27 protein-coding genes are annotated in these 24,456 nt (G+C 69.0%); 10 read left to right on the top strand and 17 right to left on the bottom strand.

What is annotated here, in order from left to right; translation table 11 throughout:
* Positions 1–163: 163 nt before the first annotated feature.
* From menE to K8O92_05530, 3 genes are all read right to left on the bottom strand, one after another.
* A complete protein-coding gene (gene menE, locus K8O92_05540) occupies positions 164–1,324 on the bottom strand; it encodes an o-succinylbenzoate--CoA ligase (protein ID UAK33430.1) in 1,161 nt (386 codons plus the stop codon).
* A 337-nt stretch (positions 1,325–1,661) separates the two neighbouring features.
* On the bottom strand, positions 1,662–2,054 hold the full coding sequence (locus K8O92_05535; GenBank protein UAK33429.1) for a VOC family protein: 393 nt from the start codon (positions 2,052–2,054) through the stop codon (positions 1,662–1,664).
* Between the two features lies 1 nt (position 2,055).
* Positions 2,056–2,949, bottom strand: a complete 894-nt coding sequence (locus tag K8O92_05530) for a 1,4-dihydroxy-2-naphthoyl-CoA synthase (GenBank protein ID UAK33428.1) — start codon at positions 2,947–2,949, stop codon at positions 2,056–2,058.
* Positions 2,950–3,237: 288 nt separating this feature from the next.
* Here K8O92_05530 and K8O92_05525 point away from each other — a divergent pair, with 288 nt between their 5' ends.
* The 3 genes from K8O92_05525 to menD all read left to right on the top strand — a co-directional run bounded on the left by K8O92_05525 (position 3,238) and on the right by menD (position 6,688).
* Positions 3,238–3,894 (top strand): PaaI family thioesterase, encoded by a 657-nt coding sequence (locus K8O92_05525; GenBank protein UAK33427.1) that lies wholly within the window; start codon positions 3,238–3,240, stop codon positions 3,892–3,894.
* Positions 3,895–3,968: 74 nt separating this feature from the next.
* Entirely contained in the window at positions 3,969–4,415 is a 447-nt protein-coding gene (locus tag K8O92_05520) for a hypothetical protein (protein UAK33426.1), read from the top strand.
* 629 nt (positions 4,416–5,044) lie between these two features.
* Entirely contained in the window at positions 5,045–6,688 is a 1,644-nt protein-coding gene (menD, locus tag K8O92_05515; GenBank protein UAK33425.1) for a 2-succinyl-5-enolpyruvyl-6-hydroxy-3-cyclohexene-1-carboxylic-acid synthase, read from the top strand.
* Between the two features lie 16 nt (positions 6,689–6,704).
* Here menD and K8O92_05510 read toward each other — a convergent pair whose 3' ends face one another.
* From K8O92_05510 to K8O92_05500, 3 genes are all read right to left on the bottom strand, one after another.
* Positions 6,705–6,929 (bottom strand): hypothetical protein, encoded by a 225-nt coding sequence (locus K8O92_05510; protein ID UAK33424.1) that lies wholly within the window; start codon positions 6,927–6,929, stop codon positions 6,705–6,707.
* A 129-nt stretch (positions 6,930–7,058) separates the two neighbouring features.
* Positions 7,059–7,307, bottom strand: coding sequence for a hypothetical protein (locus K8O92_05505; protein ID UAK33423.1), 249 nt, complete (start codon positions 7,305–7,307; stop codon positions 7,059–7,061).
* Positions 7,308–7,404: 97 nt separating this feature from the next.
* A complete protein-coding gene (locus K8O92_05500) occupies positions 7,405–7,914 on the bottom strand; it encodes an SgcJ/EcaC family oxidoreductase (GenBank protein ID UAK33422.1) in 510 nt (169 codons plus the stop codon).
* A gap of 61 nt (positions 7,915–7,975) precedes the next feature.
* Here K8O92_05500 and K8O92_05495 point away from each other — a divergent pair, with 61 nt between their 5' ends.
* Positions 7,976–8,434, top strand: coding sequence for a MarR family transcriptional regulator (locus K8O92_05495; GenBank protein UAK33421.1), 459 nt, complete (start codon positions 7,976–7,978; stop codon positions 8,432–8,434).
* Positions 8,435–8,547: 113 nt separating this feature from the next.
* Positions 8,548–9,150: a TIGR03086 family protein gene (locus tag K8O92_05490; protein ID UAK33420.1), complete on the top strand. Its 603-nt coding sequence runs from the start codon at positions 8,548–8,550 to the stop codon at positions 9,148–9,150.
* Here K8O92_05490 and K8O92_05485 read toward each other — a convergent pair.
* Complete coding sequence (locus K8O92_05485; protein UAK33419.1) at positions 9,147–9,788, bottom strand: TetR/AcrR family transcriptional regulator; 642 nt, start codon at positions 9,786–9,788, stop codon at positions 9,147–9,149. The two genes, K8O92_05490 and K8O92_05485, sit on opposite strands and share 4 nt — an antisense overlap.
* A gap of 113 nt (positions 9,789–9,901) precedes the next feature.
* Here K8O92_05485 and K8O92_05480 point away from each other — a divergent pair, with 113 nt between their 5' ends.
* Positions 9,902–10,936, top strand: a complete 1,035-nt coding sequence (locus K8O92_05480) for an aldo/keto reductase (protein UAK35455.1) — start codon at positions 9,902–9,904, stop codon at positions 10,934–10,936.
* A 17-nt stretch (positions 10,937–10,953) separates the two neighbouring features.
* Here K8O92_05480 and K8O92_05475 read toward each other — a convergent pair whose 3' ends face one another.
* From K8O92_05475 to K8O92_05455, 5 genes are all read right to left on the bottom strand, one after another.
* Complete coding sequence (locus K8O92_05475) at positions 10,954–11,304, bottom strand: hypothetical protein (protein UAK33418.1); 351 nt, start codon at positions 11,302–11,304, stop codon at positions 10,954–10,956.
* Between the two features lie 45 nt (positions 11,305–11,349).
* Positions 11,350–15,549 carry a bifunctional nitrate reductase/sulfite reductase flavoprotein subunit alpha gene (locus K8O92_05470; GenBank protein ID UAK33417.1) on the bottom strand — a complete coding sequence of 1,400 codons (4,200 nt, stop codon included), beginning with the start codon at positions 15,547–15,549 and terminating at the stop codon, positions 11,350–11,352.
* Between the two features lie 115 nt (positions 15,550–15,664).
* Positions 15,665–16,369 (bottom strand): demethylmenaquinone methyltransferase, encoded by a 705-nt coding sequence (locus tag K8O92_05465; GenBank protein ID UAK33416.1) that lies wholly within the window; start codon positions 16,367–16,369, stop codon positions 15,665–15,667.
* 74 nt (positions 16,370–16,443) lie between these two features.
* On the bottom strand, positions 16,444–17,586 hold the full coding sequence (locus K8O92_05460; protein UAK33415.1) for a glycosyltransferase family 1 protein: 1,143 nt from the start codon (positions 17,584–17,586) through the stop codon (positions 16,444–16,446).
* Between the two features lie 113 nt (positions 17,587–17,699).
* A complete protein-coding gene (locus K8O92_05455) occupies positions 17,700–18,155 on the bottom strand; it encodes a DUF3592 domain-containing protein (GenBank protein ID UAK33414.1) in 456 nt (151 codons plus the stop codon).
* 39 nt (positions 18,156–18,194) lie between these two features.
* On the opposite strand from K8O92_05455, the gene K8O92_05450 reads away from it, so the two are divergent.
* The gene (locus K8O92_05450; protein ID UAK33413.1) at positions 18,195–18,701 is read left to right on the top strand and encodes a DUF2505 domain-containing protein; all 507 of its coding nucleotides are present in this window, start codon (positions 18,195–18,197) and stop codon (positions 18,699–18,701) included.
* Between the two features lie 55 nt (positions 18,702–18,756).
* Here K8O92_05450 and K8O92_05445 read toward each other — a convergent pair whose 3' ends face one another.
* From K8O92_05445 to K8O92_05435, 3 genes are read right to left on the bottom strand one after another with little or no spacing between them, the layout of a single operon-like run.
* Positions 18,757–19,194, bottom strand: coding sequence for a VOC family protein (locus K8O92_05445; GenBank protein ID UAK33412.1), 438 nt, complete (start codon positions 19,192–19,194; stop codon positions 18,757–18,759).
* Positions 19,195–19,252: 58 nt separating this feature from the next.
* Positions 19,253–19,681: a helix-turn-helix transcriptional regulator gene (locus K8O92_05440; protein UAK33411.1), complete on the bottom strand. Its 429-nt coding sequence runs from the start codon at positions 19,679–19,681 to the stop codon at positions 19,253–19,255.
* A gap of 17 nt (positions 19,682–19,698) precedes the next feature.
* A complete protein-coding gene (locus tag K8O92_05435; protein ID UAK33410.1) occupies positions 19,699–20,967 on the bottom strand; it encodes a geranylgeranyl reductase family protein in 1,269 nt (422 codons plus the stop codon).
* Between the two features lie 223 nt (positions 20,968–21,190).
* Here K8O92_05435 and K8O92_05430 point away from each other — a divergent pair, with 223 nt between their 5' ends.
* Together K8O92_05430 and htpX are read left to right on the top strand one after the other, a co-directional pair.
* Positions 21,191–22,231: a polyprenyl synthetase family protein gene (locus K8O92_05430; GenBank protein ID UAK35454.1), complete on the top strand. Its 1,041-nt coding sequence runs from the start codon at positions 21,191–21,193 to the stop codon at positions 22,229–22,231.
* A 155-nt stretch (positions 22,232–22,386) separates the two neighbouring features.
* Positions 22,387–23,268 carry a zinc metalloprotease HtpX gene (gene htpX, locus K8O92_05425; protein UAK33409.1) on the top strand — a complete coding sequence of 294 codons (882 nt, stop codon included), beginning with the start codon at positions 22,387–22,389 and terminating at the stop codon, positions 23,266–23,268.
* A 12-nt stretch (positions 23,269–23,280) separates the two neighbouring features.
* On the opposite strand, the gene K8O92_05420 is transcribed toward htpX, so the two are convergent.
* On the bottom strand, positions 23,281–23,634 hold the full coding sequence (locus K8O92_05420) for a MarR family winged helix-turn-helix transcriptional regulator (GenBank protein UAK35453.1): 354 nt from the start codon (positions 23,632–23,634) through the stop codon (positions 23,281–23,283).
* A gap of 15 nt (positions 23,635–23,649) precedes the next feature.
* Between K8O92_05420 and K8O92_05415 the strand changes: the two genes are divergently transcribed.
* The gene (locus tag K8O92_05415; GenBank protein ID UAK33408.1) at positions 23,650–23,874 is read left to right on the top strand and encodes a hemerythrin domain-containing protein; all 225 of its coding nucleotides are present in this window, start codon (positions 23,650–23,652) and stop codon (positions 23,872–23,874) included.
* Here the strand turns inward: K8O92_05415 and K8O92_05410 are convergent.
* On the bottom strand, positions 23,865–24,356 hold the full coding sequence (locus K8O92_05410; protein ID UAK33407.1) for a YajQ family cyclic di-GMP-binding protein: 492 nt from the start codon (positions 24,354–24,356) through the stop codon (positions 23,865–23,867). The two genes, K8O92_05415 and K8O92_05410, sit on opposite strands and share 10 nt — an antisense overlap.
* Between the last annotated feature and the right edge of the window lie 100 nt (positions 24,357–24,456).

The raw sequence follows: 24,456 nt of genomic DNA, 5'->3' as shown, positions 1-24,456 counted from the left end.
GCACCGCGCTTGCACAGCTCTGTCTTCTCGGTGTCGTGTGTTCGCGACCCTCTGACGGCTCGGGTCCGAGCGGCCCACAGCCGCTTCGCCGTAGCCGCGCGCCGCGATTGCTCGGTTCCGCGGCAGCGGGATCCTGCCGCGTCGCGAGTGCCGCAGACGACCGCTAGTGCGACGATTCGGCCAACAGGTATTCGCGCAGCTTGGCGCGGTCGGGCTTGCCCGGGCCGCGGAGCGGGAACTCGTCGAGGACGGCGAGTTCGCGGGGAGCGGCGATGGCGTCCAGTTCGGCGACCACGTATTCGCGCAGTTCGGCCAGGCTGGGAGCCGCGCCGGGGGCGGGGATCACCGCTACGGCGACGCGCTGGCCGAGTCGTTCGTCCGGTAGGCCGAGCACCACCACTTCGCTGATCGCCGGGTGGTTGATCAGCACGGCCTCGACCACCTGCGGGATCACCAGCAGGCCGCCGGTCGTGATCGCCTCGTCGAGCCGTCCGGTGATGCTGAGCACGCCGTTGTCGAAGGTGCCCTCGTCCTCGGTGCGGAACCAACCCGGCTCGGCGAACGCGGGATGGTCGGGCTGATTGCGGTACCCCGAGGCGAGCATCGCGCCGCCGAGGACGACCCTGCCGTCCTCGATACGCACCTTCGCGCCGTCCAACGGCACGCCGTCGTACACGCAGCCGCCACAGGTCTCGCTCATACCGTAGGTGCGGACCACGGGGATGCCGGCCGCTCGCGCGCGCTCGTAGACCGGCAACGGAGTGGCCGCGCCGCCGACGAGCACGCCGTCGAGTTCGGCCAGCGCGGCAGCGGCGACCGGCGATTCGAGCGCCTTGATCAACTGGGTGGGCACCAGGGCCGTGTAGCGGCGTTCCCCGCGCATCCCCGAAATGGCGCCCGCCAGGGCCTCGGGCAGGAATCCGCCGGACACGTCCAGCACGGTGGGTTCGGTCCCCGCCAGGATGCTGCGCAGCAGCACCTGGATACCGGCGATGTGATGGGTCGGCAGGGCCAGCAACCAGTTGCCGGGGCCGCCGAGCCGGTCGTGTGTCGCGGTGCCGCTCGCGCGCAGAGCCGCCGTGCCGAGCATCGCGCCCTTCGGCACGCCCGTGGTGCCGGAGGTGGTCACCACCAGAGCGATCTCGTCATCGATCGGCTCGCCCGGCGACAGGGCGTCGCTCAGGCGTCTGGCCTCACGCCGGTCGCTGGTGGGAATAGGCAGCCAGGCGGACCCGCTACCTTCCAGCGCCTCCCGCAGGTGCGGCATGACGTCGCCGAGACCGGACCCGGTGGGCATCGGCAAGGTTCGCAGTGTCTTACTCATACCGTGCCTCGCCGCTCACCAGGCGCGGTCGTGCTCAGAGCCGCTGTACCCACGGCTCGCTCGCTGCACTCCCTCACGGTAGGGATCGTGTCATGCCCGCGTCGCCGCACGCGGAACGGGTCGGTATGCCGGAGTGGCGCACCCGCGGCGCGGCCACCCGGTCGGATCGGGGCTCAAGTACGACAGACATCGAGACTGCGATTCACTCGTCGGACGGGACACGGACGCAGCCGGCCCGGACGTCGGCGGTCGGGTGGCCATCCGAGCGTTATCGTCCTCGCCGGTTGTCGCGTTGGCAACTCGGTGTTGCCCGCCGAGCTACCGAACGGAATCATCGCTACGACGGTGACCAGCGAGAATCCCGTCTGATCGGATGGGACGGCGGGACTTCCACGAGCACGATCGGCACCCCGTCCGGGTCGTGCACCCACATCTCGTGCAAACCCCACGGCTCTTCGACCGGGGCGCGGTCGATCGGGATGCCCTTCAGCGCCAACTCCGCGGCCGCGTCGGACAGTTCACGCACCTGGAGCCAGATGGCGCCCTCGAACGATGACGCCCGGCCCGATCCGCCGTGCGCGGCCACCTCGATCAGCGACTGGCCGGCGAAGAAGACCGTGCCGCCGGGATACTCCCGCGCGATCGCCAGGCCGAGCCCGTCCCGGTAGAACGCGAGGGTGACCTCGTAGTCGGCGGGCCGCAGGATGACCCGGCTGCTGAGAATGTCCATGTCAGAAGTACCAGGGGTAGGGGGTCCAGTCCGGCTGGCGTTTCTGCAGGAACGCGTCACGGCCTTCGACGGCCTCATCGGTCATGTAGGCCATCCGCGTCGCCTCACCCGCGAACAGTTGCTGGCCGACCAGCCCGTCGTCCAGCAAATTGAACGCGTACTTCAGCATGCGCTGAGCCTGCGGCGATTTGCCGTTGATGTCGGCGGTCCACTCCAGCGCGACGTCCTCCAGCTCGGCGTGGTCGACCACCTTGTTCACCGCGCCCATCTGATGCATTTCCTCGGCGGTGTAAGGGCGGCCGAGGAAGAAGATCTCGCGGGCGAACTTCTGGCCGACCATCTTGGCCAGGTACGCGCTGCCGTAGCCGCCGTCGAAGCTGCCCACGTCGGCGTCGGTCTGCTTGAAGCGGGCGTGCTCGCGGCTGGCCAGGGTGAGGTCGCAGACCACGTGCAGGCTGTGCCCTCCCCCCGCGGCCCAGCCGTTCACCAGCGCGATCACTACCTTCGGCATGAAGCGGATCAGCCGCTGCACCTCCAGAATGTGCAGCCGGCCCGCGCGAGCCTGGTCGACCGTGTCCGCGGTGTCGCCGCTGGCGTACTGGTATCCGCTGCGACCGCGAATCCGCTGGTCACCGCCGGAACAGAAGGCCCAGCCACCGTCCTTGGGGCTGGGGCCGTTGCCGGTGAGCAGAACCGCGCCGACGTCCGGCGTCATCCGGGCGTGGTCGAGGGCCCGATAGAGTTCGTCGACCGTATGCGGGCGAAACGCATTGCGCACCTCCGGCCGGTCGAATGCGACACGTACCGTGCCCTGTTCGATGTGCCGGTGATAGGTGATGTCGGTCAGGTTCTCGAATCCCGGAACGGGACGCCACAGCTTCGGATTGAACGTCACCTTGTGATTATCGCTGTGTCCGATTCGCAGCGCCTTCGTCGCCTACGCGGCGGCCACTCGGACGCGAGCCGGGCCACGAACGGCGGATGCTCGGTCGCGCTTCGCTCGAAACCGGTGGTCGAGCCGGTGTGGTGGCGTCGGGATGCGACTCATGAGTCCGTCGGGCTCTATGAGTGTCTCGGACAGCACGGTTCGTGGCGGTGCTCGGACGGGTGCCGGCGACTGGCTTGCCGCCGTGTGCGCCGGACTTCGATTTGACGGTGTAAAACTACGCGTTACCGTGCAAGTATGAGCGAGCGAGTGAAACCGGTTATCGACCGGACTGCGGTGGATGCCTCCCGGTACGAGAAGCACGGGGGATTTCCGAAGGTCACGCCTGCGCGGGTGGGACCGAACTTCGGCGGGTTCGTGGAAGCGATGCGGACGTTGCAGGATCTGGCGGTGTCGGCGGACGCGCCGGACGACGTCTTCGGGGCCGCGCAGGCCAAAGCCCGCGAACTGATCGAGCTGCTGGAGCCCCACCGCGCGCCGGAGTTGCAGGGCCCGGCGGGCCGCGCCGTCGAATTGCCCGGGCGGGGAAACCTTCTGCTGCTGCCGTGGCAGGTGGTCGAGGCGGGGCCGGACGGCATCGAGATGACCGGTGTGTTCCGCCGCTTCCATCTCGGCGGAAACGGGGCCGCGCACGGCGGAGTACTGCCGCTGCTGTTCGACGACCTGCTCGGCATGATCGTGCACTACGCCGGACGGCCGATCAGTCGCACCGCGTACCTGCACGTGAACTACCGCAAGATCACTCCGCTGGAAGCACCGCTGACGGTTCGCGGGCGGGTCGACCGGATCGAAGGGCGCAAGACTTTCATCACCGCCGAATTGCGCGATGAGCAGGGCGATCTGCTCGCGGACTGCGAAGGACTTATGGTGGAGTTGCTGCCCTGGCAGCCATAGCCGGGTGAATGCTGGCGCGGGTGCGTATAGTTGCCCTCGCTCGTTCATCGATACCGATCCGGAGGAACCTGAAAGTGGTTGCAGCACTGTCTGAATCCCTGCTCGACGACGCGAAGCGCCCGGCTTTCCTTGCCGACGCCGTCGAGGTTCTCGACGCCGAGGTCTCGGACAAGGGTGGTGCGTCCGGCCTGGCTGTGAAGGGTGGCTACGCGGCGGTCAAGAAGATCAGCCCGTCCATCGTGCCCGATGCGCTGGAGTCGTTGGCGCCCAAGCTCGTCGCGCAGCTGGAGCCGTTCTGGCAGGAATACGCCGCGTCGGGCTCCGGCAAGTTCGCCGATCTGCTCGTCGCCAAGTCCGACGAGGTCGCCGAGGCGTTGCTCGCCGTCACCGACGCCCGGGCCGAGTCCTCCACTCGCCCCGCCCTGAAGAAGGTCTACTCCTCGATGCGCTCCTCGGCGAAGAAGAACGTCATCGAGGCGCTCCCGCGGGTCGGCGACCTGATCGAGAAGCACGCCAAGTGATCTCCTAGCGCTGTGCTTGTGCACAGCGCGTCGGGCAGCGCGAGTTCGCGCCCCTGTACGGCTCGCGTCCGAGCGGCCACCGCCGACGACTTCGTCGCGGACGGGTCGGTCGCTCGGACGCGAGCTGCGTTTGTTCCCAGCGCCTTCCATGCTGGGTGCTCTCGGCTGTTCGGTTTTGCCGGCGCTTGGTCGCTAGGGTTCGCGGCACCCGGTGACTGGCGGGCTTGTTCGTTTTGCCGCGCCTTCCACGCGGCGTGTTCGCGGCCCCATCAAGGTTCGCGACCCCAGCGGCCGCCGCTTGCTCGTTCGTCGCCTACGCGACGGCCACACGGACACGAGCCGGGCCGTGAACGGCCGATGCTCGGTCTCGCTTCGCTCGAAAGGCTTGGCCGAACCGGTGGGGTCACGCAGCGATTGATGAGCCTCGAGGCCGACCCCCTATGGAGACGGCGAGGGAGCCGACGCACGAGGGCGCGACGCGGGATACCGGATCACGCTCCGGTCGATGGCGGCGGTGCGGGTGATTCATGGGCGAGCCACTGCGCGAAGCCGCAGGGTGTGCGATGACACAGTGTGATTGCGAGCCTCCCGGCGGCGACTTCTAGTTGACTGTCTGCCAGTCTGGAGGCGTGAACCCGTCTACAGCACAAGCGCAGGTCGTCGTCGACGAACTCGTGCGCGGGGGCGTGCGGGATGTCGTCCTGTGCCCCGGCTCCCGGAACGCTCCGCTGGCCTTCGCCCTGCAGGCTGCCGACGCGGCCGGGCGCCTGCGGCTGCACATGCGGATCGATGAGCGGACGGCCGGATTCCTCGCCGTCGGGCTCGCGATCGCCAGCCGGCTCCCCGTCCCCGTCGTGATGACCTCGGGCACCGCGGTGGCCAACCTCGGGCCTGCCGTGCTGGAGGCGAACTACGCCAGGGTCCCGCTGGTGGTGCTCAGCGCCAACCGGCCCTACGAGATGCTCGGCTCCGGCGCCAACCAGACCGTCGAGCAGTTCGGCCTGTTCGGCAGCCAGGTACGCGCCGCCATCTCGCTGGGTCTGGCAGAGGAGGAGGCGGGCGACGGCGATCACCAGCCGTACGGCCACCAGAACAGCCAGTGGCGCTCAGCGGTCTGCCGGGTGCTCGCGGCGGCGCGCGGCACCCGCTCCGGCAATGCGGGCCCGGTGCACTTCGATGTGCCGCTGCGCGAGCCGCTGGTCCCCGACCTCGCGCCCGGCGAGTCGGCTCCCGCCGGTCGCGCGGGCGAGTGCGCCTGGACCGAGACCCAGTACGCGACGCTCGACGTGCCGCTCGAACTGGACCTCACCCCGGACACCGTCGTCATCTCCGGACACGGCGCCGGGTTGCGCCCTGAGCTGGCGCATCTGCCGACCGTCGCGGAGCCCACCGCCCCCATGCACGGTCCGGCGCTGCATCCGTTGGCGCTGCCGCTGCTGCGGCCGAAGCAGGCGATCATCACCGGCCGCCCCACTTTGCACCGGCAGGTCTCGAAGGTGCTCGCGGATCCCGACGTGCGGGTCTACGCGCTGACCACCGGGCCGCGATGGCCCGACGTGTCCGGCAATGTGGTGGGAACCGGCACGCGTGCTGTCATCACCGGCACGCCCAGAGCGCAATGGCTGGAGCACTGCCGCGAACTGAACGCCAAAGCCGAGCAAGTGGTGCGGGCCGAACTGGCCCGGCACCCGAAACCCACCGGGCTGCACGTCGCCGCTGTCGTTATGGACGCGCTGCGCGAAGGTGACCAACTCTTGCTCGGCGCCTCTAACCCGGTGCGTGACGCCGCGCTGGTGTCGCATCCGCGGCCGGGGATCGAAGTGCTGTCGAATCGCGGCGTGGCCGGTATCGACGGCACGGTGTCCACGGCCGTCGGCGCCGCTCTGCATCACGAGGGGCGCACCATCGCGCTGATCGGTGACCTGACGTTCTTGCACGACGCGTCCGGCCTGCTCATCGGACCCGGCGAACCGCGGCCGGCCGATCTGACCATCGTGGTCGCCAACGACGACGGCGGCGGCATCTTCGAGCTGCTCGAACAGGGCGACCCGCAGTACGCGGGCGTGTTCGAGCGGGTCTTCGGCACCCCGCACGGCATGGATCTCGCCGCACTGTGCGCCGCCTACCGCATCCCGCACCGGCAGGTGGACCCGCAGCAACTGGCCACCGAGCTGACCGGGCACGCCCACGGCGTGCGCGTGCTGGAGGTGGCCACCGAGCGGTCGAGCCTGCGCGAACTGCACACGACGGTGCGGGCGAAGATTCAGCCCTGAGCGCGGGCCGGGGCGGTCAGTAGTCGAGGTCCTCCTCGGGATCGTCATCGATCGGAACCGCGATGGACTGTTCGATCACGTCCGCGGGGTTCGCCTCCAAGCTGTCGCGCTCCAGGATCGCCCGCTCGACGACGTCCTCTTCCGGCAGGTCGTCGGCGAGCACCGGCTCCTCCGGATACGCCGGAACGGACTGCTCGGCGAGATCGGCCTCCGGGACCGCGTCGGCAAGGGGATCTGACATCGTGCGCTCCTCTCCATGTAGGCCTCTCGATCGGCATACCCGTCGTGGCGCGCCGCAATCGAGGCGGACGTTCAACTTCGGCTGCATCGAGGATGCCCGCGGCAAGGCCGTACGGCAAGCATCTCCCCGTCAACGTTGTCGTTCTTCGCCGATCTGCGGCGCCGTCGCGTCGGCGGGGTGCTCGACGAGTGCGAGGGTGCGCCCGGCCATGAATCGAGCGGTCCGCACCGCCGTCCCCGATCGCGTCACTTCGCTGACTTCGACCACGCCGCGCGCGATCCGTACCTCGACCCGCCGCCCCGCCCGGGTAGCCGCGATCTCGTAACTGCGAGACCCGTCGCCCACGTCGACGACGATCTCCACCCGATCACCCTTCATCTACCAATTGTCCGCTTTTCCAGCGCATTTCGCCGCTACGAGTAGGTAACGGCGGTGTGGCGAGCCGGTCGGGACGGTTCGGTCTCGGTGGTGCCGATCACGGAGCGGGCCGGCGCGATCCGAGTCCGAGCTTGCGCGCGAGGCGGGCAATGAGGCGCGACATCTCGGCCGGAAAGGAATCCGGTTCGGGGATCGCGACCGGGCGGACCCGGCCGTTGTGAATCGCGGTAACACGCCAGCCTTCGGACGTGCGTACCAGCACCAGTGTCTGGCGCGACAGCCTGCGCTCGGGCAGCCGGGAGCGCCATGGCATCAGTACCGACGCCGTGCCGTGCAGGATCGCCACGTCGGAGGTGAGGAAGCGGATCGACTCCACGTCGCCGACCAGTGCGGAGCCTGCCAGCACGCCTCGGAAGAGCTTGTCGTGATTGTGCTGGTGCTGGGCGCGGCCGATGGCGCGGGTGCCGTCATAGGACACGTAGTCGGAGTCGTCGGTGAAATATCCGGCGTAGGCCTCGGCGTCGTTGTCGGTCCACGCCTGCATGAGGTCTCCGAACAGCGCCCGGATCCGGGCGTCGTCGTCGGTGCGGTCGCGGGTGTCGGTCATGGCGGTGCCCCTCCGTGCTATGATTTCGATCAACAAAAGTTACGATAACAGAAAGTTTCGAATGTCGAAAGATAGGCTCATCGGCGAAATCGGCATGCAGTTGCGGCTGCTTCAGCAGAGCTTCGACGTCTTCGACGAGGCGGTCGCCGCACACCTCGGCGTGAACCGCACCGATATGCGGTGCTTGGATGTGGTGCTCGGCCGTGGCCCGCTGCCTGCGGGCGAGCTGAGTGCCGCGGTGAAACTCAGCCCCGCGGCCACCACCGCGGCGATCGATCGACTGGAACGTGCCGGATTCGTCGTGCGCGGTCAGGATCCGTCCAATCGGCGGCGCGTGCTGGTAACCGCCACCACCGCTGCGCGAGAGGTGGCGGAGCGGATCTTCGAACCCGTCGGCCGGGCGGGTGCGCAGGCTCTCGATCGCTACGACGCCGCCCAGCTTTCGCTGATCCTGGACTTCCTGCATACCGCGCTCGCCGTCCATCGCGGACAAACCGACCGCATCGCGTCGGACGGCTGACCGGAGCGCTCACGCGGCGGCGGCGCTGGCTCGGCGCGTTCCCTCCGGACCGATGAATTCCGCGCGGCGGTTGTGTCTACATGGTTGGACATATCCCCGGCTCAGGAGATCCGATGAATCCGGAATTCGATTTCGAACCGGCCGCTACCGCGCTGGCGACAGTGATCGGCCGCATCACCGACGACCAGCTCGCGGCGCCGACACCCTGCGCGGACATCACGGTCGGTGCTCTGCTCGCGCACGTCGACGATCTGACCGAGGCGTTTCGTCAGTCGGCCACCAAGGAGGCCGTCGGCAGGTCCGTCGCGCCGGATTCCCCTGCCGAGCGCGCCCTGCCGGAAGGCTGGCGCTCGCGCATCCCTGCCCGGCTCGATGCCCTGGTGGCAGCGTGGCGGGAGCCCGCGGCCTGGGACGGCGTGACGGAGGCGGGTGGGGTGAGCCAGCCCGCCCCGGTGATGGCCAGGTTCGCGCTGGACGAGGTGGTCGTGCACGGCTGGGATCTGGCGAAGGCCACCGGCCAGCCGTTCACGTGTGATGCCCGGTCCGGCGCGATTCTCTTGGACATGCTGCGCGACACTCCCGCCGAGGGCGTGCCGGGCTTGTTCGGGCCGGTGGTGCCGGTCGCGGCGGCGGCGTCCGACTGGGAGCGGGTCCTCGCGTTCACCGGCCGCCGCGCCGACTGGACTGCCGAGACCAGGGCAGCGGTGCTCGACTAGCCGGAGTCGGCGCAGTGCCGTCCACCGGTGGTCACGAAGGTGCCCGCGGTGACGGCGTCGACGGCGGCCTGGGCGGCCATGTCCGCCGCGGCGTCATCGATCGGGTCGCCGCTGGCGAGCAGCCGGTAGTAGAGCGGGGCCGACACGGCGGAAAGCACCGCGCGTGCGTCGGTGTGCTCGGGCGCTTCACCTCGCGCGATGGCGGCATCCACACAGGCGGACCATTCGGTGAGCCGGACGTCGTAGAAGCGGCGCAGGGCGGACGCGGCCGACTCGTCGCACGTGGCGGCCGCGATCACGGCGCGGAAGAGCCTGCCTTGGCGGGGGTCGGAGAGTGTCTTCGCGACCAGGCGGGCGTTGGCGGTGAGATCGCCGAGTAGCGAGCCGGTGTCCACGCGTGGCAGCGACTGTTCGGCCATGCCGACCAGCAGGTCGGCGATCAGGCCGGGGGGCGTGCGCCAGCGGCGGTAGACGGTGGTCTTGCCTACTTCGGCGCGAGCCGCGACCTCGGCGAGGTCCAGATGGGCGAAGCCGCGTTCGGCCAGCAAATCGCCCGCCGCCTGGAGGACGGCCGCGCGGACCCGCGCGGTCCGTCCACCGGGTCGAACCGAGCCGGGTGTGGTGTCTTCAAGCTCCATAACGGCACTCCAGTTTCATTTAAGCGTGGACGGGTGTATCGTTCGAATCGTTAACGGAACTATAGACCCTTTAGGAGGGTGCTCCAGTGAACGATCAGACGGTGGACACGCAGATGGAGTACCGGCGGCTCGGCTCATCGGGCCTGCACGTGCCGGCCCTGAGCTTCGGGGCGGGCACCTTCGGCGGTCGGGGCGAATTGTTCGGCGCGTGGGGCGACACCGACGCCGAGCAGGCGCGACGGCTGGTCGACATCAGTCTGGACGCCGGTGTCAGCATGTTCGACACCGCCGACGTCTACTCCGACGGCGCCTCCGAGGAGGTGCTGGGCGCCGCGGTCAAGGGCAGGCGTGATCGGGTGCTGCTGTCCACCAAGGCGACACTGCCGACCGGCCCGGGTCCGCTGGACGCCGGGTCCGGCCGGGCCAGGTTGATCGGTGCGGTGGAGGGGTCGCTGCGCAGGCTCCGTACCGACTACATCGATCTGTTCCAGCTGCACGCTTTCGACGCGGGCACGCCGGTGGAGGAAGTCGTCGCGGCACTGGACGATCTGGTGCGCGCGGGCAAGATCCGCTATGTCGGCGCGTCCAACTTCGCGGGTTGGCAGTTGATGAAATCCCTTGCCACGGCGGATCGCAACGGCCTGACCAGGTACGTCGCTCACCAGGTCTACTATTCGCTGGTCGGGCGCGACTACGAGTGGGAACTCATGCCGCTGGGCCGCGACCAGGGTGTCGGCGCGGTGGTATGGAGTCCGCTGGGTTGGGGAAGGCTCACCGGCAAGATTCGTCGCGGACGGCCACTCCCGGAAGGCAGCCGCTTGCACCGGACCGCCGAGGCGGGCCCGCCGGTGGACGAGGAGAAGCTCTACGACGTGGTCGACGTCCTCGACGAGTTGGCCGCCGAGACCGGCAAGACGGTCCCGCAGATCGCCCTCAATTGGCTACTGCGCCGCCCCACCGTCTCGACCGTCATCGTGGGCGCCCGCAACGAGGAGCAGCTGCGCCAGAATCTCGGCGCCGTCGGCTGGGAACTCACCCCCGACCAGGTCGCCCGCCTGGACAAAGCCAGCGCCACCACCCCGCCCTACCCTTACTACCCGTACTACCGTCTCCCGGACTTCAGCCGCCTGAACCCGCCCGCGGTGTGAACGCGGGGGAAGGATCGTCAATCCGCTCCGACCGGGGTCGCGGTGAAGCCGAACTCACCGATCGTGATCACGACTGGACCGCCTAAGCGGTCCATGTCGTACATCGCCTCGCCGAGGTGGGTGGACATCAAGTCCATCCACCAGTCCCAGGGGGATTCAGGCCTGCCACGCAGAGCGTCCTCCGCAACCTTCCGGTAGTAGTCCCGCAGCGTGTCCGGGGTGAATCGCATGGCGACGGGAGGAGCCAGCGCCACGCCAGCGCGTTCGACGAGGTACGGAATGCCTTCCCGAACCGAGATTTTCAAACCCTCCCAGTTCCCGGCGCGAACGATGGAGTCCGTCAACTCGTCGTATGTCGGCTCATCCACGGCAAGCCTTTCCTCCGTCTCAGGTGGTACTGGCGAACTGAAACATCAGTAGACGTCGCGGACGTAACGTTTTTCGGCGACGAGTTGCTTCTTGAAGGCCAGTGCGCCGTCCTCGTCGAGCTTGCCGTGGACGCGCGCGATGCGCAGCAGCGCCTCGTCGACGTCTTTGGCCATGCGGCTGGCGTCGCCGCAGACGTAGAAATGGGCGCCCTCGCGCAGCCAGGACCACAGCTCGGCGCCGTGCTCGATCATGCGGTGCTGCACGTAGATCCGCTCGCGCTGGTCGCGGGAGAAGGCCAGGTCGAGGCGGGTGAGGAAGCCGGAACGGAACATGTCCTCCAGCTCGGCGCGGTAGTAGAAGTTCTGCGCCGCATGCTGATCGCCGAAGAACAACCAGTTGCGGCCGGTGCAGCCGAGGGCCCTGCGCTCGTGCAGGAACCCGCGGAAGGGCGCGATACCCGTGCCGGGGCCGACCATGATCATCGGTGCGGTCGGGTCGGCGGGCGGACGGAAATGCGGTGCGCGCTGCAGGAAGATCGGCACCGCAGGGTCGGTGCGGTCGGCGTGCGCCCGGTCGGCGAGGAAGGTCGAGCACACTCCGCCGCGCCGCGCCGCCGAACCGGTGGCAGCGGGATCGCCGTAACGCACGATGCCGACGGTCAGCTCCACCTCGTCCGGGCTGACCAGCGGACTCGACGAGATCGAATACTGGCGCGGCTGTAGTTTCTTCAGCGTGCCGAGCCACTCCACCAGATCGGCCCGCACCGGGAAGTCGCGCAGCACGTCCACGGCCTGCCGGTCCCACAGGTAGCTCGCCAGCTCGTTGCGATTGTCCCGGCGCAGCAGTTTGGCGAGCTTGCCGTTGTGGTTGCGCTCGGCGAGGAAGCCGAGCAGATCCTGCCCGACCTTCGTGATGTCGTAATGCGTGCGCAGCGCCTCGGCCAAGGGGAGTTCGCGTTGGTCGACCTCGACGACGCGACGGCCGTCCAACCCGGTCGCGGCCAGCCATTCGGTGACCAGCGAGGTGGAATTCACCGGCCACACGCCCAGCGAATCGCCCACCTCGTAGGCCGCGTTCAGACCGCGCAGATCGAACCCGAAGCGGCGCACCTCTTTCGACGACTCCGCGGTCGACAGCAACTCGTTGCGCACGAGTGGAGCACGCACGGGCGCCGTGCGAGTGAATGGTGTGGGTGCGCCACGGGGGCGGCCGAGCGCTGGTGCGGCGGTCGGCAACTCCATGGTCGCGACTCCACCGCCACGGGGGGCGGACCGCCTCGAGTCGGTCGCACCGTGCGCCGGAAGTGCGGTGGGGAAGTCCGGGGCCTCGGCCGGGCCGTCGCCGAACGCGGCGAGCACGTCGTCGAGCCAGCGCTGGGCCGCGTCTTCGTAGTCGGGTTCGCTGTCGACGCGCGGGAGCAGCCGGGTAGCGCCCAGTGCGGCGAATCTCTCGTCGAGTTTGCGGCCGTAGCCGCAGAAGTCGTCATAGGAGGAGTCGCCGAGGGCGAACACCGCGTACCGCACGCCGGTCAGCCGCACGGCGCCGTCGGCCAGCCGATCCCAGAAATCGGCTCCGTTGTCCGGCGGCCCGCCGTCGCCGAAGGTGCTGCTGACCACCAGCACGTCACCCTGGATCGCGCTCAGCTCGCAGGAATCCAGGTCCAGCAGGCGGGGCGCGAAGCCGTGCTCGGCGAGGTGCGCCGCGACCGTGGCGGCGAATTCCTCGGCGGTGCCGGTCTGCGAGGCCCACAGGACGGTGATCGCGTGCCCGGTGTCACCCGCGTCCGTCGCGGGCGCCGAGCCCGCCGCCGCACGCGAGTAGATGCCTGCCAGCAGACCGTCGACCCACAACCTGCTGTGCGCGGACATCGGCGCCGACTCCGGGAGCACCGGCTGACCCGTCACCGGAAGCGATTGCAGCGCGGCCAGATAACCGCTCAGATAGATCCGCTCGGTTTCGCTGAGCGTGGGCGCGGTGCCGCTGTCGAGACCGAGCACGGCCGCCAGCGGGTGCGCCGACTCCGTCGCGGGCAGGGCGTCGGGCGCTTTCGGTCGCGGCACGGCGGCCACCCGGCGCAGCGCTATCGCGCACGCCTTGAACTCCGGTTGCAGCGAGGCCGGGTCGACCGCGTCGTTGGTGACCGCGTTGATGGTCAGGTATTCGCCTTGCTCGTCGTTCCAATGGAACGGCACGAAGCAATCTCCCTGGCGCACTCGGTCGCTGACCTGCACCGGCAGCACGGCCCGGCCCCTGCGGGAGGCGATCTCGAGCTGGTCGCCCTCGCGCAACCCGAGACGCTCGGCATCGGCCGGGTGCACCTCGGCGAACGGCTGTCCGTTCAGCTTGGTCAGCTTGTCGATCTTGCCGGTCTTGGTCATGGTGTGCCACTGGTGCTGTAGGCGGCCGGTGTTCAGCAGGAACGGGTAGTCGTCGTCCGGCATCTCCTCCGGCAGCATGTGCGGCCGCGGCCAGAACACCGCGCGGCGGCTCGGCGTGGCGAAGGCCAGCCGGGGCCGGTGCCCGTTCTCGTCGACGAACAGCGTCTGGCTGACGCCGTCGTTGCGGTAGCGGATCGGATTGCGCCGCTGCTCCGGCCGCGCGCACGGCCACTGCATCGGACCGTCGCGCAGCGCCTCGTAGCTGACGCCGCGCAGGTCGTAGCCGGTCGCGGGGTTGGCGAACCGCTTGATCTCGTCGAACACCTCGGCGCTGGAGGCGAAGTCGAAGCCGGGGAACCCCATCGCGGTGGCGATATCGGCGATGATCCGCCAGTCCGGCCGCGCGTCGCCGACGGGCGGGACCGACTGTTGCAGCAGGGTGAGATTTCGTTCGGAATTCACCATCACCGCGTCGGCTTCCGCCCACAGCGTGGCCGGGAGCAGGAGGTCGGCGTAGGCGTTGGTCGCGGTTTCGGTGTAGGCGTCCTGGGCGATCACCAGTTCGGCCGCCTCGAGTCCCGCGATCACCGTCTTGCGGTTCGGCACGGTGGCCACGGGATTGGTGCAGATGATCCAGGCCGCTTTGATCTCCCCTTCGGCCAGTCCGCGGAACATCTCCACCGTGCCGGGCCCGGCTTCGGCGCGTAGCGCGCCGGGCTCGAGCTGCCACGCGGTCTCCACGAACGCGCGGTCCTCGGCGGAGAGCAGACTGCGCTGGCCGGGCAGCCCTGGGCCCATGTAGCCCATCTCCCGCCCGCCCATCGCGTTCGGCTGCCCGGTCAGCGAGAACGGCCCGCTGCCGGGACGGCAGATGGCCCCCGTGGCCAGGTGCAGGTTGCACAGCGCGTTGGTGTTCCAGGTGCCGTGCGTGGACTGGTTGAGGCCCATCGTCCACAGCGACATCCACTCGCCCGCCGCGCCGATCCACCGGGCGGCGGTCCGGATGTCGGCCTCGGACAGTCCGGTGATCTCGGCCACCCGCTGCGGCGGATAGTCGGCCAGGAACTCCGGCATCGCCTCCCAGCCTTCGGTGTGCTCGGCGATGAACTCCGCGTCGATGTCACCGTCGGCGACCAGCAGGTGCAGCAGTCCGTTCAGCAGCGCCAGATCCGTGCCGGGCGCGATCTGCAGGAAGAGGTCGGCGCGCTCGGCGGTCTCGGTGCGCCGCGGATCGACCACGATCAGCTTTGCGCCCGCCTTGAGCCGGTCGGCCATCCGCAGGAACAGGATCGGATGGCAGTCGGCCATGTTCGCGCCGATCACGAAGAACAGGTCCGCGTGCTCGAAGTCGTCGTAGGAGCCGGGCGGCCCGTCCGCACCGAGCGACTGTTTGTACCCGGTGCCCGCACTGGCCATGCACAGCCGCGAGTTCGCCTCGATGTGCACCGTGCGCAGATAGCCCTTGGCGAGCTTGGTGGCGAGGTACTGCGCTTCCAGCGACATCTGCCCGGAGACATACAGCGCGATCGCGTCCGGACCGTGCTCGTCCAGGATCGCCCGCAGCCGGGTGGCGGCCTCGTGCACGGCCTCGTCGACGGGGAACGGCACCGGGACCTGGCCGCGCTCGAAGCGCCGGTAGGCGGTTTCCATCCGCCCGGGGGTGCGCATCAGCTCGGCATGGGTCGCGCCTTTGGTGCACAGCCTGCCCGCGTTCGCCGGGTGCAACTTGTCGCCGCTGACCTTGGCGATCACCGGCTGCCCCGCGTCGTTCGAAGCGGTCCGCACCGTGATTCCACAGCCCACGCCGCAGTACGAGCACGCCGTTCGGGCGGTGCCGTCGCTGCGGCCGGTCACTGCGTCAGACATGCCTTCGATCATGCGGACCGCCGATTGCGCGGGATTTACCTCGCGTTATCGCCAGGTGACATTCCACCTCACCGCACACGAATCCGGCGGTGAGGTGTGATCAGGATCTCCGGGCTCAGCCGAGCTTGTACGCCCGGTGCAGGGCGACCACTCCTCCGGTAAGGTTGCGCCACTTCACCGACGACCACCCGTTCGCCGCGATCCGCATCGCCAGCCTGCGCTGATTCGGCCAGTCCGGGATGGATTCGGCGAGGTAGATGTACGCGTCGGGATTGCTGCTCACCACGCGCGCCACTTTGGGTAGCGCCTTCATCAGGTATTCCAGGTAGATCGTGCGGAACAGCGGGAGAACCGGTGCGGAGAACTCACAGACGACCAACCTGCCGCCGGGTTTGGTGACGCGCAGCATCTCGCGCAAGGCGAGGTCGGTGTCGGCCACATTGCGCAGCCCGAACGAGATGGTCACCGCGTCGAAGGAGTCGTCGGCGAACGGCAGCGCCATCGCGTCGGCCGCCACCATCGGCACATCGCGGAACCGGCCCGCGCTGAGCATGCCCTTGGAGAAGTCGGCCGCCAGGCACCAGGCTCCGGATTTCTGCAGCTCCAGGGTGGACACACCGGTTCCGGCGGCCAGATCGAGCAATCGCTCGCCCGGCCGCGGCGCCAGTGCCTTGCGGGTCGCCCAGCGCCAGTAGCGGTCCTGCCCCCCGGAGATCACCGTATTGGTCAGGTCGTAGCGACGGGCGACGCCGTCGAACATCGACGCGACTTCGCGCGGCTGCTTGTCCAACGAGGCCCGGTTCGATTGCGTTTTCGCCACGCCAAGACCCTAACTCGCGGTCTGTTCCGAACCGAGCGTGGCACGGGGATACTTCCGTCACGCCGAGCCGGCTCTCAGGCCGTATGCGGCAACCGAATCCGGGTACCGGTCACCTCGGCGTAGTGGCCCATCAGCTGGGTGCAGATGGCGGGCCAGGTCCGCGACAGCACCGACTTCCTGGCCGCTCCGGCGAACCGGCTCCGCAGCCGCGGATCGTGCAGCGCTGCGACGGCGCTGGGCAACAACTCGCAGAACCGGTCCACCGGCAGCAGGTAGCCGTTACGGCAGTGGGCGATCAGGTCGCGCGGACCGCCCGCGTCGGGGCCGATCACCGGGATTCCCGACGCCAGCGCCTCCTGTACGCCCTGGCAGAAGGTCTCGTGCTCGCCCGCGTGCGCCATCACGTCCAAGCTGGCGTACGCCTGTGCCAGCTCGTCACCGCCGAGCTCGCCGGTGAACACCGCGGTCGGCATGAGACGGGCCAGCCGCTGGCGTTCCGGCCCGTCGCCGACGATCACCAGCTGGATGTCGGGGTCGGCGTCGAGCACCGCGAGGCGTTCGACGTGCTTCTCCGGGGCGAGCCGCCCCACGAAGCCCACCAGCAGGCGGTCCCGGCCGCCCAGCCAGGAGTCGCGCACCTCGGCGGAGCGGGCGCTCGGCGTGAACCGCGCGATGTCGACACCCCGGCCCCACCGGTGCACGCGCGGGATACCGTGCCGGACCAGGTCCTCCGCGGCCGCCCGGGACGGGGCGAGCGTGCGGGTGGCACCTTCGTGGATGCGCCGCGTCCAGCTCCAGGCGGCCCGGCTCGCCAGGCCGAGCCCGTAGCTCTTGGCAAAGCCCGCGACGTCGGTCTGGTACACCGCGACGGTCGGCAGGTCCAGCCGCAGCGCCGCGCCCAGTCCGCCCGCGCCGAGCAGGAACGGCGAGGCCAGGTGAACCACGTCGGCGTCGAAGTCGTCGATGGCCGAGACGATGCCCGGCTGCGGCAACCCGACCGGCAGCGAGCTGATCTTCGGCACCATGACCGCGGGCACCCGATGTACCGGGAAACGTTGATAGCGCCGCGGTGCGGTGGGCTGCCCGCGCGGGGTGTCCGGCGCGATGATCAGCGCATCGTGCCCGTGCCGGTCCAAGTGATCCAGCACCCGCAGCACGGAGTTGACGACGCCGTTCATATTCGGCAGGAACGACTCCGCGACGATCGCTACACGCACCTTCTCAGCGTGACGGGTGCACCGCGCCGCGCCGCCACACCGAAGTGAAGGACACGGAAAGATCCGGCGAACTGTCGGGGCCGCGACGCTGCGGGGGCGGTGGCACGCTCGGATCAGGTCACCGGAGCGGGACCACGCCTGCCCGTGCGGGTGAGCAACCACAGCGCGGGGAGTGCGAGCAGCCACACCACCACGATGACCGACAGCGCGGGCGGAATGGCGACGCGCACGTCACGGCCTTCCACGCGCACCAAGTCGGGGTCGCTGCGGCTGTATTCCACGCGAATCCGCTCACCCGCGGTCAGGTTGGTCGGATACAGGACGCCGACCTTCGGATTATGCGTCTCTCCATCGGGTGTGACATACATGACCGCCGAGCGCAGCCGCCCCGCCGAGAGCACCTCGGCCGTGGTGCTGCCCTTGTCGGAGCTGATCAGGTAGTCGTTGCGCCAAGCGGCCAGCACCAGCAGCCCGACGAGCACGCTCACCGCCGTCGCGGCGATCAGCACCCCGATCCTGGCCCGCCGCAGGCGGATCGGCCGCCCACTGGACCGACTGGTTTCCGACACCGCCACAGGCTACCGAGCGGTTCGGCTACGGTGACGGCCATGTCCCGAAAATTCAGCTTCACCGTGCCTTACACCGTCCCGGTCGAAGATCTCCACCGGGCACTCACCACCGATGACGTCTGGCGGGCTCGCTTCGCCGACGCCCCGACCGCGACGTTGGAGCTGTCGCATCCGGACGGGGCGGGCACCATCCGCATCCACATGACCGAGAAGGCCGCGCAGGACAAGGTACCGGCGCTGGTGCGCAAGGTCCTCAAGAGCGAGCTCACCTTCGATCGCACCGACAACTGGCAGCCGCTGGTCGGCGAGATGGCCAAGGGCGCCTTCGAGGCCAGCACCGGCGGCATCAATACCGTGATGTCCGGCACCTACGAGATCCGCTCCACAGCGGAAGGTTCCGAGATCGAGGTCGTTGGCACCGTTCAGGTGAAGGTGCCACTGGTCGGCGGCGCGATCGAGCCGCTCGCCGAACAGTTGCACCACCGGGTGCTCAACAGCGAGCGCAAATTCATCGAGGAATGGCTGTCCGCGAAGCCGACCGCCTGAGCGTGCGAGTTGCCCCGGCGTGCGCCGGGGCAACTTCCCTTCGCCCCAGGCACCTCTAGGCGAAGTCCTGTGGCGAGTACTCCTTCGGCTCCATCAGCACCAGCCAGTTCCCGGAGTTGTCCCGGATGATCGCCTCGGTCCCGTAGGGCCGCTCGGCGGGCGGCTGAACGAACTCCACACCCTTGGCGGTGAGTTCTTCGAAGGTCTTCTGGCAGTTCTCGGTCCGCAAGCCGAGCGAACCGTGCGTACCGTTGGCGAGCGCGCGCCGGACGGCGTCGGCGTAGTGCTCGTCCAGCGGCGGGCCCGGGAGCATCAGCGTGATCTCCAGCTCCGGGTGCGCGGGATGCGCGACGGTGACCCAGCGGAAACCGTTGTCGCCCATCGTGACATCGCTGGTCTCGACGAAGCCGAGCTTGTCGACATACCACTGTTTTGCTGCGTCCTGGTCCGTGACATACACCGTGACCAGGGAAACGTTCGTAATCGTCGTCATGCGGCCCAGGCTATGGCGCGCGCCTCGCCGCGGGCTTCTCCGAAATTGCGCCGTTTGCTCAGCCGGTCCGCTTGCGGTCCGACAGCCCGTGCATGAAGACGAAACAACCGGGGATGCGCGGAGCGCCGTCGGCGAACTTCGCTTGATACTCCGATGGCGTGACCCCGACCAGCTGGCGGAACTTGCTGCTGAACGAGCCGAGACTGCTGTAACCGACCACCATGCACACCTCGGTGACCGTGAGGTTGGTCGCCCGGAGCAGATCCTGCGCGCGTTCGATGCGCCGCTCGGCCAGGTAGGCGGCGGGGGTGAGGCCGTAGACCGCGGCGAACGCGCGCAGGAAGTGGTATTTCGACACCCCGGCGGCCGCCGCCAGCTCGTCCAGATCGAGCGGGTCGGCGTAACGCCGGTCCGCCAGGTCCCTGGCTCGGCGCAGATGCGGGAGCAGAGACAGCGCGGGCAATCCGCGGGCTCGTTGTTCGCCCATCGCGCCGGCCACCGTCCCTATCCGAACGGCTGGCGTTCGTCGAAGCGCAGCGACGCCCGGCCCGCCATCCGCCAGGCCCGCGCGGTCAGGTCCACGTCCTCGTCGGTCACCAGGTTGCCCATCACCCGGACGGCCGTGCGCTGCAAATACTTCGAGCGCATCACGGGGGGACCACCCAGCGGCACCATGCGCGGGTGGGTGGCCAGTCCGGCGATCCGCCGGGCCACGGAGAACGTGCGTCCGTAGCGGGCGCGCAGCACCTGCGGCCAGACCGCGGTGAAGTCGGGCTCGTCCAGCAGGTCGGCCAGCATGTGACCGCCCTCCAAGCCGTAATCGATACCCTCGCCGTTGAGCGGGTTCACGCAGCCGGCGGCGTCACCGATCAGGACCCAGTTGCGTCCGGCCACGTTCGAGACCGCGCCACCCATCGGAAGCAAGGCCGACGCCACCGCGCGCAGCGAGCCCTCGAACTGCCATTCCTCGCTGCGCAGCGCGGTGTAGTGCCCCAGCAGCGGTTTCAACGCGATGTGCGAGGGCCGCCGCTCCGTGGCCAGCGACCCGACGCCGATGTTCACCTCACCGTTGCCGAGCGGGAACACCCAGCCGTAGCCGGGAACCAGCTCGCCCGCGGCGTCGCGCAACTCCAGATGCGAAGTGATCCATTGGTCGTCGCTGCGGCCGGACTTGATGTAGGCGCGCGCCGCGGTGCCGTACGCGTACTGCCGATGCCAGGTGCGCCCGAGCAGCCGCCCGATCGGCGAACGGACTCCGTCGGCGACCACCAGCGTCCGGCAAGCGATCGTCCGAGTGCCATCGGCCGTGCGCACTGTCACACCGGTGACCCGGTCGCCGTCGCGGGTGATGTCGACCACTTTCGTCCCGTCCACCATGCGCGCGCCGGACTTCACCGCCGTCTCGCGCAGCTTGTCGTCGAGTTCGGTACGGGGGACCGCGCTGCCGTACGTCGGGAAGGAACCGCCCGGCCAGCTCAGCAGCTCCTCGCGGCCGAAGCCGGTCATCCGGAGGCCGTGGTTGACGATGTGTGCGCGCACCCACTCGCCGAGACCGAGTTGCTCCAGTTCGGCGGTCGCGCGCGGGGTGAGCCCGTCACCGCAGGTCTTGTCCCTGGGAAAAACGGCGGAATCGACGAGCACCACGTCCCGTCCCGCCCGCGCCGCCCATGCCGCCGACGCCGATCCGGCCGGGCCCGCGCCGACGACCAGCACCTCGGCCCGGCTGGGCAACGCGTCCTCGTCGCTCGCGGGACTCGCTTCCGGTGAACCCATGCGGTCCATACTCGCAGGGCCGTCTCTTCCGTGTCGACGGCGGTCGCGCTCGCGTCGTGGACGGTCACGAGCGACGCGGTGCGGCGGTGGCCGATCCACCACAGAGTGACGGTGTTCATGGGCCATCCGACGGGGACACGCTAGGTTCTCTACCGTGGGGTCGGACGCATCGCTGGGAGAAGAAATGAGCACATCGGCCATGAGCGAGCGCAGCGAGCGAATCATGGGCACGGCGCACGGCGGGCACAGCGAAGCCGGGAGCGACGTGAGCACGGTCGTGGCCGGGGTCGACCTCGGTGACCCCCGGCTCGCGGACACGGTGCGCGACGGCCTTGCCGACGTGGAGAAGCTCCTGGTCGACGAGCTCTCCGACGGTGCGGAATTCCTCCAGGAGGCCGCGCTGCACCTGGCCAAGGCCGGCGGTAAACGTTTCCGTCCGCTCTTCACCATCCTCACCGGCCAGCTCGGCCCGCGCCCCACCGATCCCGCTCTGATCACCGCGGGCACCGTCGTCGAACTCGTCCACCTGGCCACGCTGTACCACGACGACGTGATGGACGAGGCCCCGATGCGCCGCGGCGCTCCGAGCGTCAACTCGCGGTGGGGGAACAACATCGCCATCCTCGCGGGCGACTACTTGTTCGCGCACGCGTCCCGGCTCACCTCCACCCTCGGCCCCGACGCGGTGCGCATCATCGCCGAGACCTTCGCCGAACTCGTCACCGGTCAGATGCGCGAGACCGTGGGCGCACGCGGATCCCAGGATCCGGTCGAGCACTACTTGCGTGTGGTGTGGGAGAAGACCGGTTCGCTCATCGCCGCCGCGGGCCGATTCGGCGGCACCTTCTCCGGCGCGGACCCCGAGCACGTCGAGCGGCTGGCCCGCCTCGGCGACGCGGTCGGCACCGCTTTCCAGATCTCCGACGACATCATCGACATCTCCTCCGCCTCCGAGCAGTCCGGCAAGACCCCGGGCACCGACCTGCGCGAAGGCGTGCACACCCTGCCGGTGCTGTACGCGCTGCGCGAAGACGGCGCCGCGGGCGACCGCCTGCGCAAACTGCTGGCCCGTCCGCTGGAAACCGACGAGGAGGTCGCGGAGGCGCTCGATCTGCTGGCCGATTCCCGCGGCATGGTGCTGGCGAAGGAGAAGCTGCAGGGCTACGCCGATCTCGCCTATGCCGAGCTGTCCGCGCTCCCGGACGGCCCCGCCAACGACGCCCTCGAGCGGCTGGTCCGGTACACCATCGAACGCGTGGGGTGATCCGCGCGTCGAAGAACGGTCCCATGCGGGCGCGGAGTGATTTCCTCGGGCTGGTTTCGGCGCGGTGGGGGATTCACCGGAACTTTGCCTGCGGCTTCTATCGTTGACCTGCTGTCAGGCGACTCGGTGAACGGGGGAGCGGGCAAGGGAGACACATGCACGGACACGGGCTTGCGAACGGGCTGAAGACCTTCGGGCTGATGGTGGGCCTGTCGGCCATGATCGTGTTCATCGGCGCGCTGTTCCGCAATCCGACGATCCTGGTCATCGCCATCCTGCTCGCGGTGGGCATGAACGCCTACGCGTACTTCAACAGCGACAAGATCGCGTTGAAGACAATGCACGCCCAGCCGGTCAGCGAGCTGGAGGCTCCGGTCATGTACCGGATCGTGCGTGAACTGGCCACCACCGCGCGCCAGCCGATGCCGAGGCTGTACATCAGCCCGACGAACGCGCCCAACGCCTTCGCCACCGGACGCAGTCCCCGCCATGCCGCTGTCTGTTGCACCAGCGGCATCCTGCAGATTCTCGAGGAGCGGGAATTGCGGGCCGTGCTCGGTCACGAACTTTCGCACGTCTACAACCGCGACATCCTGATCTCCTCCATCGCGGGCGCGCTTGCCGCGGTCATCTCGGGCGTGGCCAATCTGGCCTTCTATTTGTCGATGTTCGGCGGCAACCGCAACGGGGAGGGCCCGAACCTGCTTGCCGTGCTGCTGGTGTCGCTGCTCGGCCCGATCGCCGCGACGTTGATCAAGCTCGCGGTCTCGCGCTCGCGCGAATTCCAGGCCGACCAGTCCGGCGCCGAACTCACCGGCGACCCGCTGGCTCTCGCGTCGGCGCTGCGGAAGATCGAGCGTGGCGTGCACACCGCTCCGCTTCCGCCCGAGCCACGGCTGGCGGCGCAGTCGCACCTGATGATCGCCAACCCGTTCCGTCCGGGCGAGAAGGTCGCCCGCTGGTTCTCCACACACCCGTCGATGAACGAGCGCATTGCCCGGCTGGAGGAGATGGCGGGCGGCCCGCGCCGGTACTGAGTCCCGGCGGACTCAATCGTCCGAGGCCAGCTGGTCCTCGTAAGCGCGGAACGTGTCGACGAACAATTTCCGCTGCTCCGCCGTCAGGGGCTCGAGCACCGTACGCCAGGCCCGGGCGCTGCGACCGAGCCATTCCCGCACGGATTGCTCGTGGGCGGGCGCGATGGCGACGATGGTGCGCCTCCGATCGTCCGGGTCCGCGCCGCGGTCGAGCACACCCTGCTTGCTGAGTTCGCCGACCATCAGGCTCACCGTCGTCGGAGCCACTTCCAGGCGGGCGGCCAGATCCGTCACCGTGGTCGGGCCGTCGAACACCAGGTTGGCCAGCAGCGACAGGTGCCGGGGCGCCAGCGAGTCCGGCTGCATCCCGAACTCGCGCCGGTGGTCGACCGGCTGAGCCACGAACACGGCGTGGTCGCCACCGCGCTGACCGAACTACGGACCCTTCTCGACCCGCCGCACCTGGGCGCCCCCGCGCGGCTGCGTGCGGAATTCGAACGCCTCGCGACGGAACTGGAAACCCACTTCACCTACGAGGAGGACACCCTCGTGGACACGCTCGACGCGACCGACCCGGCCGCGCTCCGGTCCGGCGGTCAGCGGTAGTTGACGAACTGCAGCGCGATCCCGAAATCCTCGCTCTTCAGCAGGGTGATCACGGCCTGCAGATCGTCGCGCTTCTTGCTGCTCACCCGCAGCTCGTCGCCCTGGATCTGCGCCTTCACGCCCTTGGGGCCCTCGTCCCGGATCTTCTTGGAGATCTTCTTCGCGTGCTCGGAGTCGATGCCCTGCACCAGCGAACCTGTGATCTTGTACACCTTGCCGGAGGAGACCGGCTCGCCCGCGTCGAACGCCTTCAGCGAGATGTCGCGGCGGATCAGCTTCTCCTTGAACACCTCCAGCGCGGCCTTGACGCGTTCTTCCGCCTCCGCGGTGAGCACGATCTTGTCCTCGCCCGACCATTCGATCGACGCGCCGGTGCCGCGGAAGTCGTAGCGGGTGTTGAGTTCCTTCTCCGCCTGATGCAGGGCGTTGTCGACCTCCTGCCGGTCGACCTTGCTCACAACATCGAAAGACGAATCAGCCACGCTGCGCTCCTGTTCTGACGGTCCGACGGGTGAGCTGAACCCTCTGCTTCCAGCCACCGTCAGTTCTACCCGGAGACCCGAGGGTAGTCGTGTCGCACGG

The organism is Nocardia asteroides (assembly GCA_019930625.1).
Classification (GTDB): domain Bacteria; phylum Actinomycetota; class Actinomycetes; order Mycobacteriales; family Mycobacteriaceae; genus Nocardia; species Nocardia sputi.
Note: the sequence above shows the minus strand (reverse complement) of the source record. Positions and strands in the feature narration are given on the sequence as shown.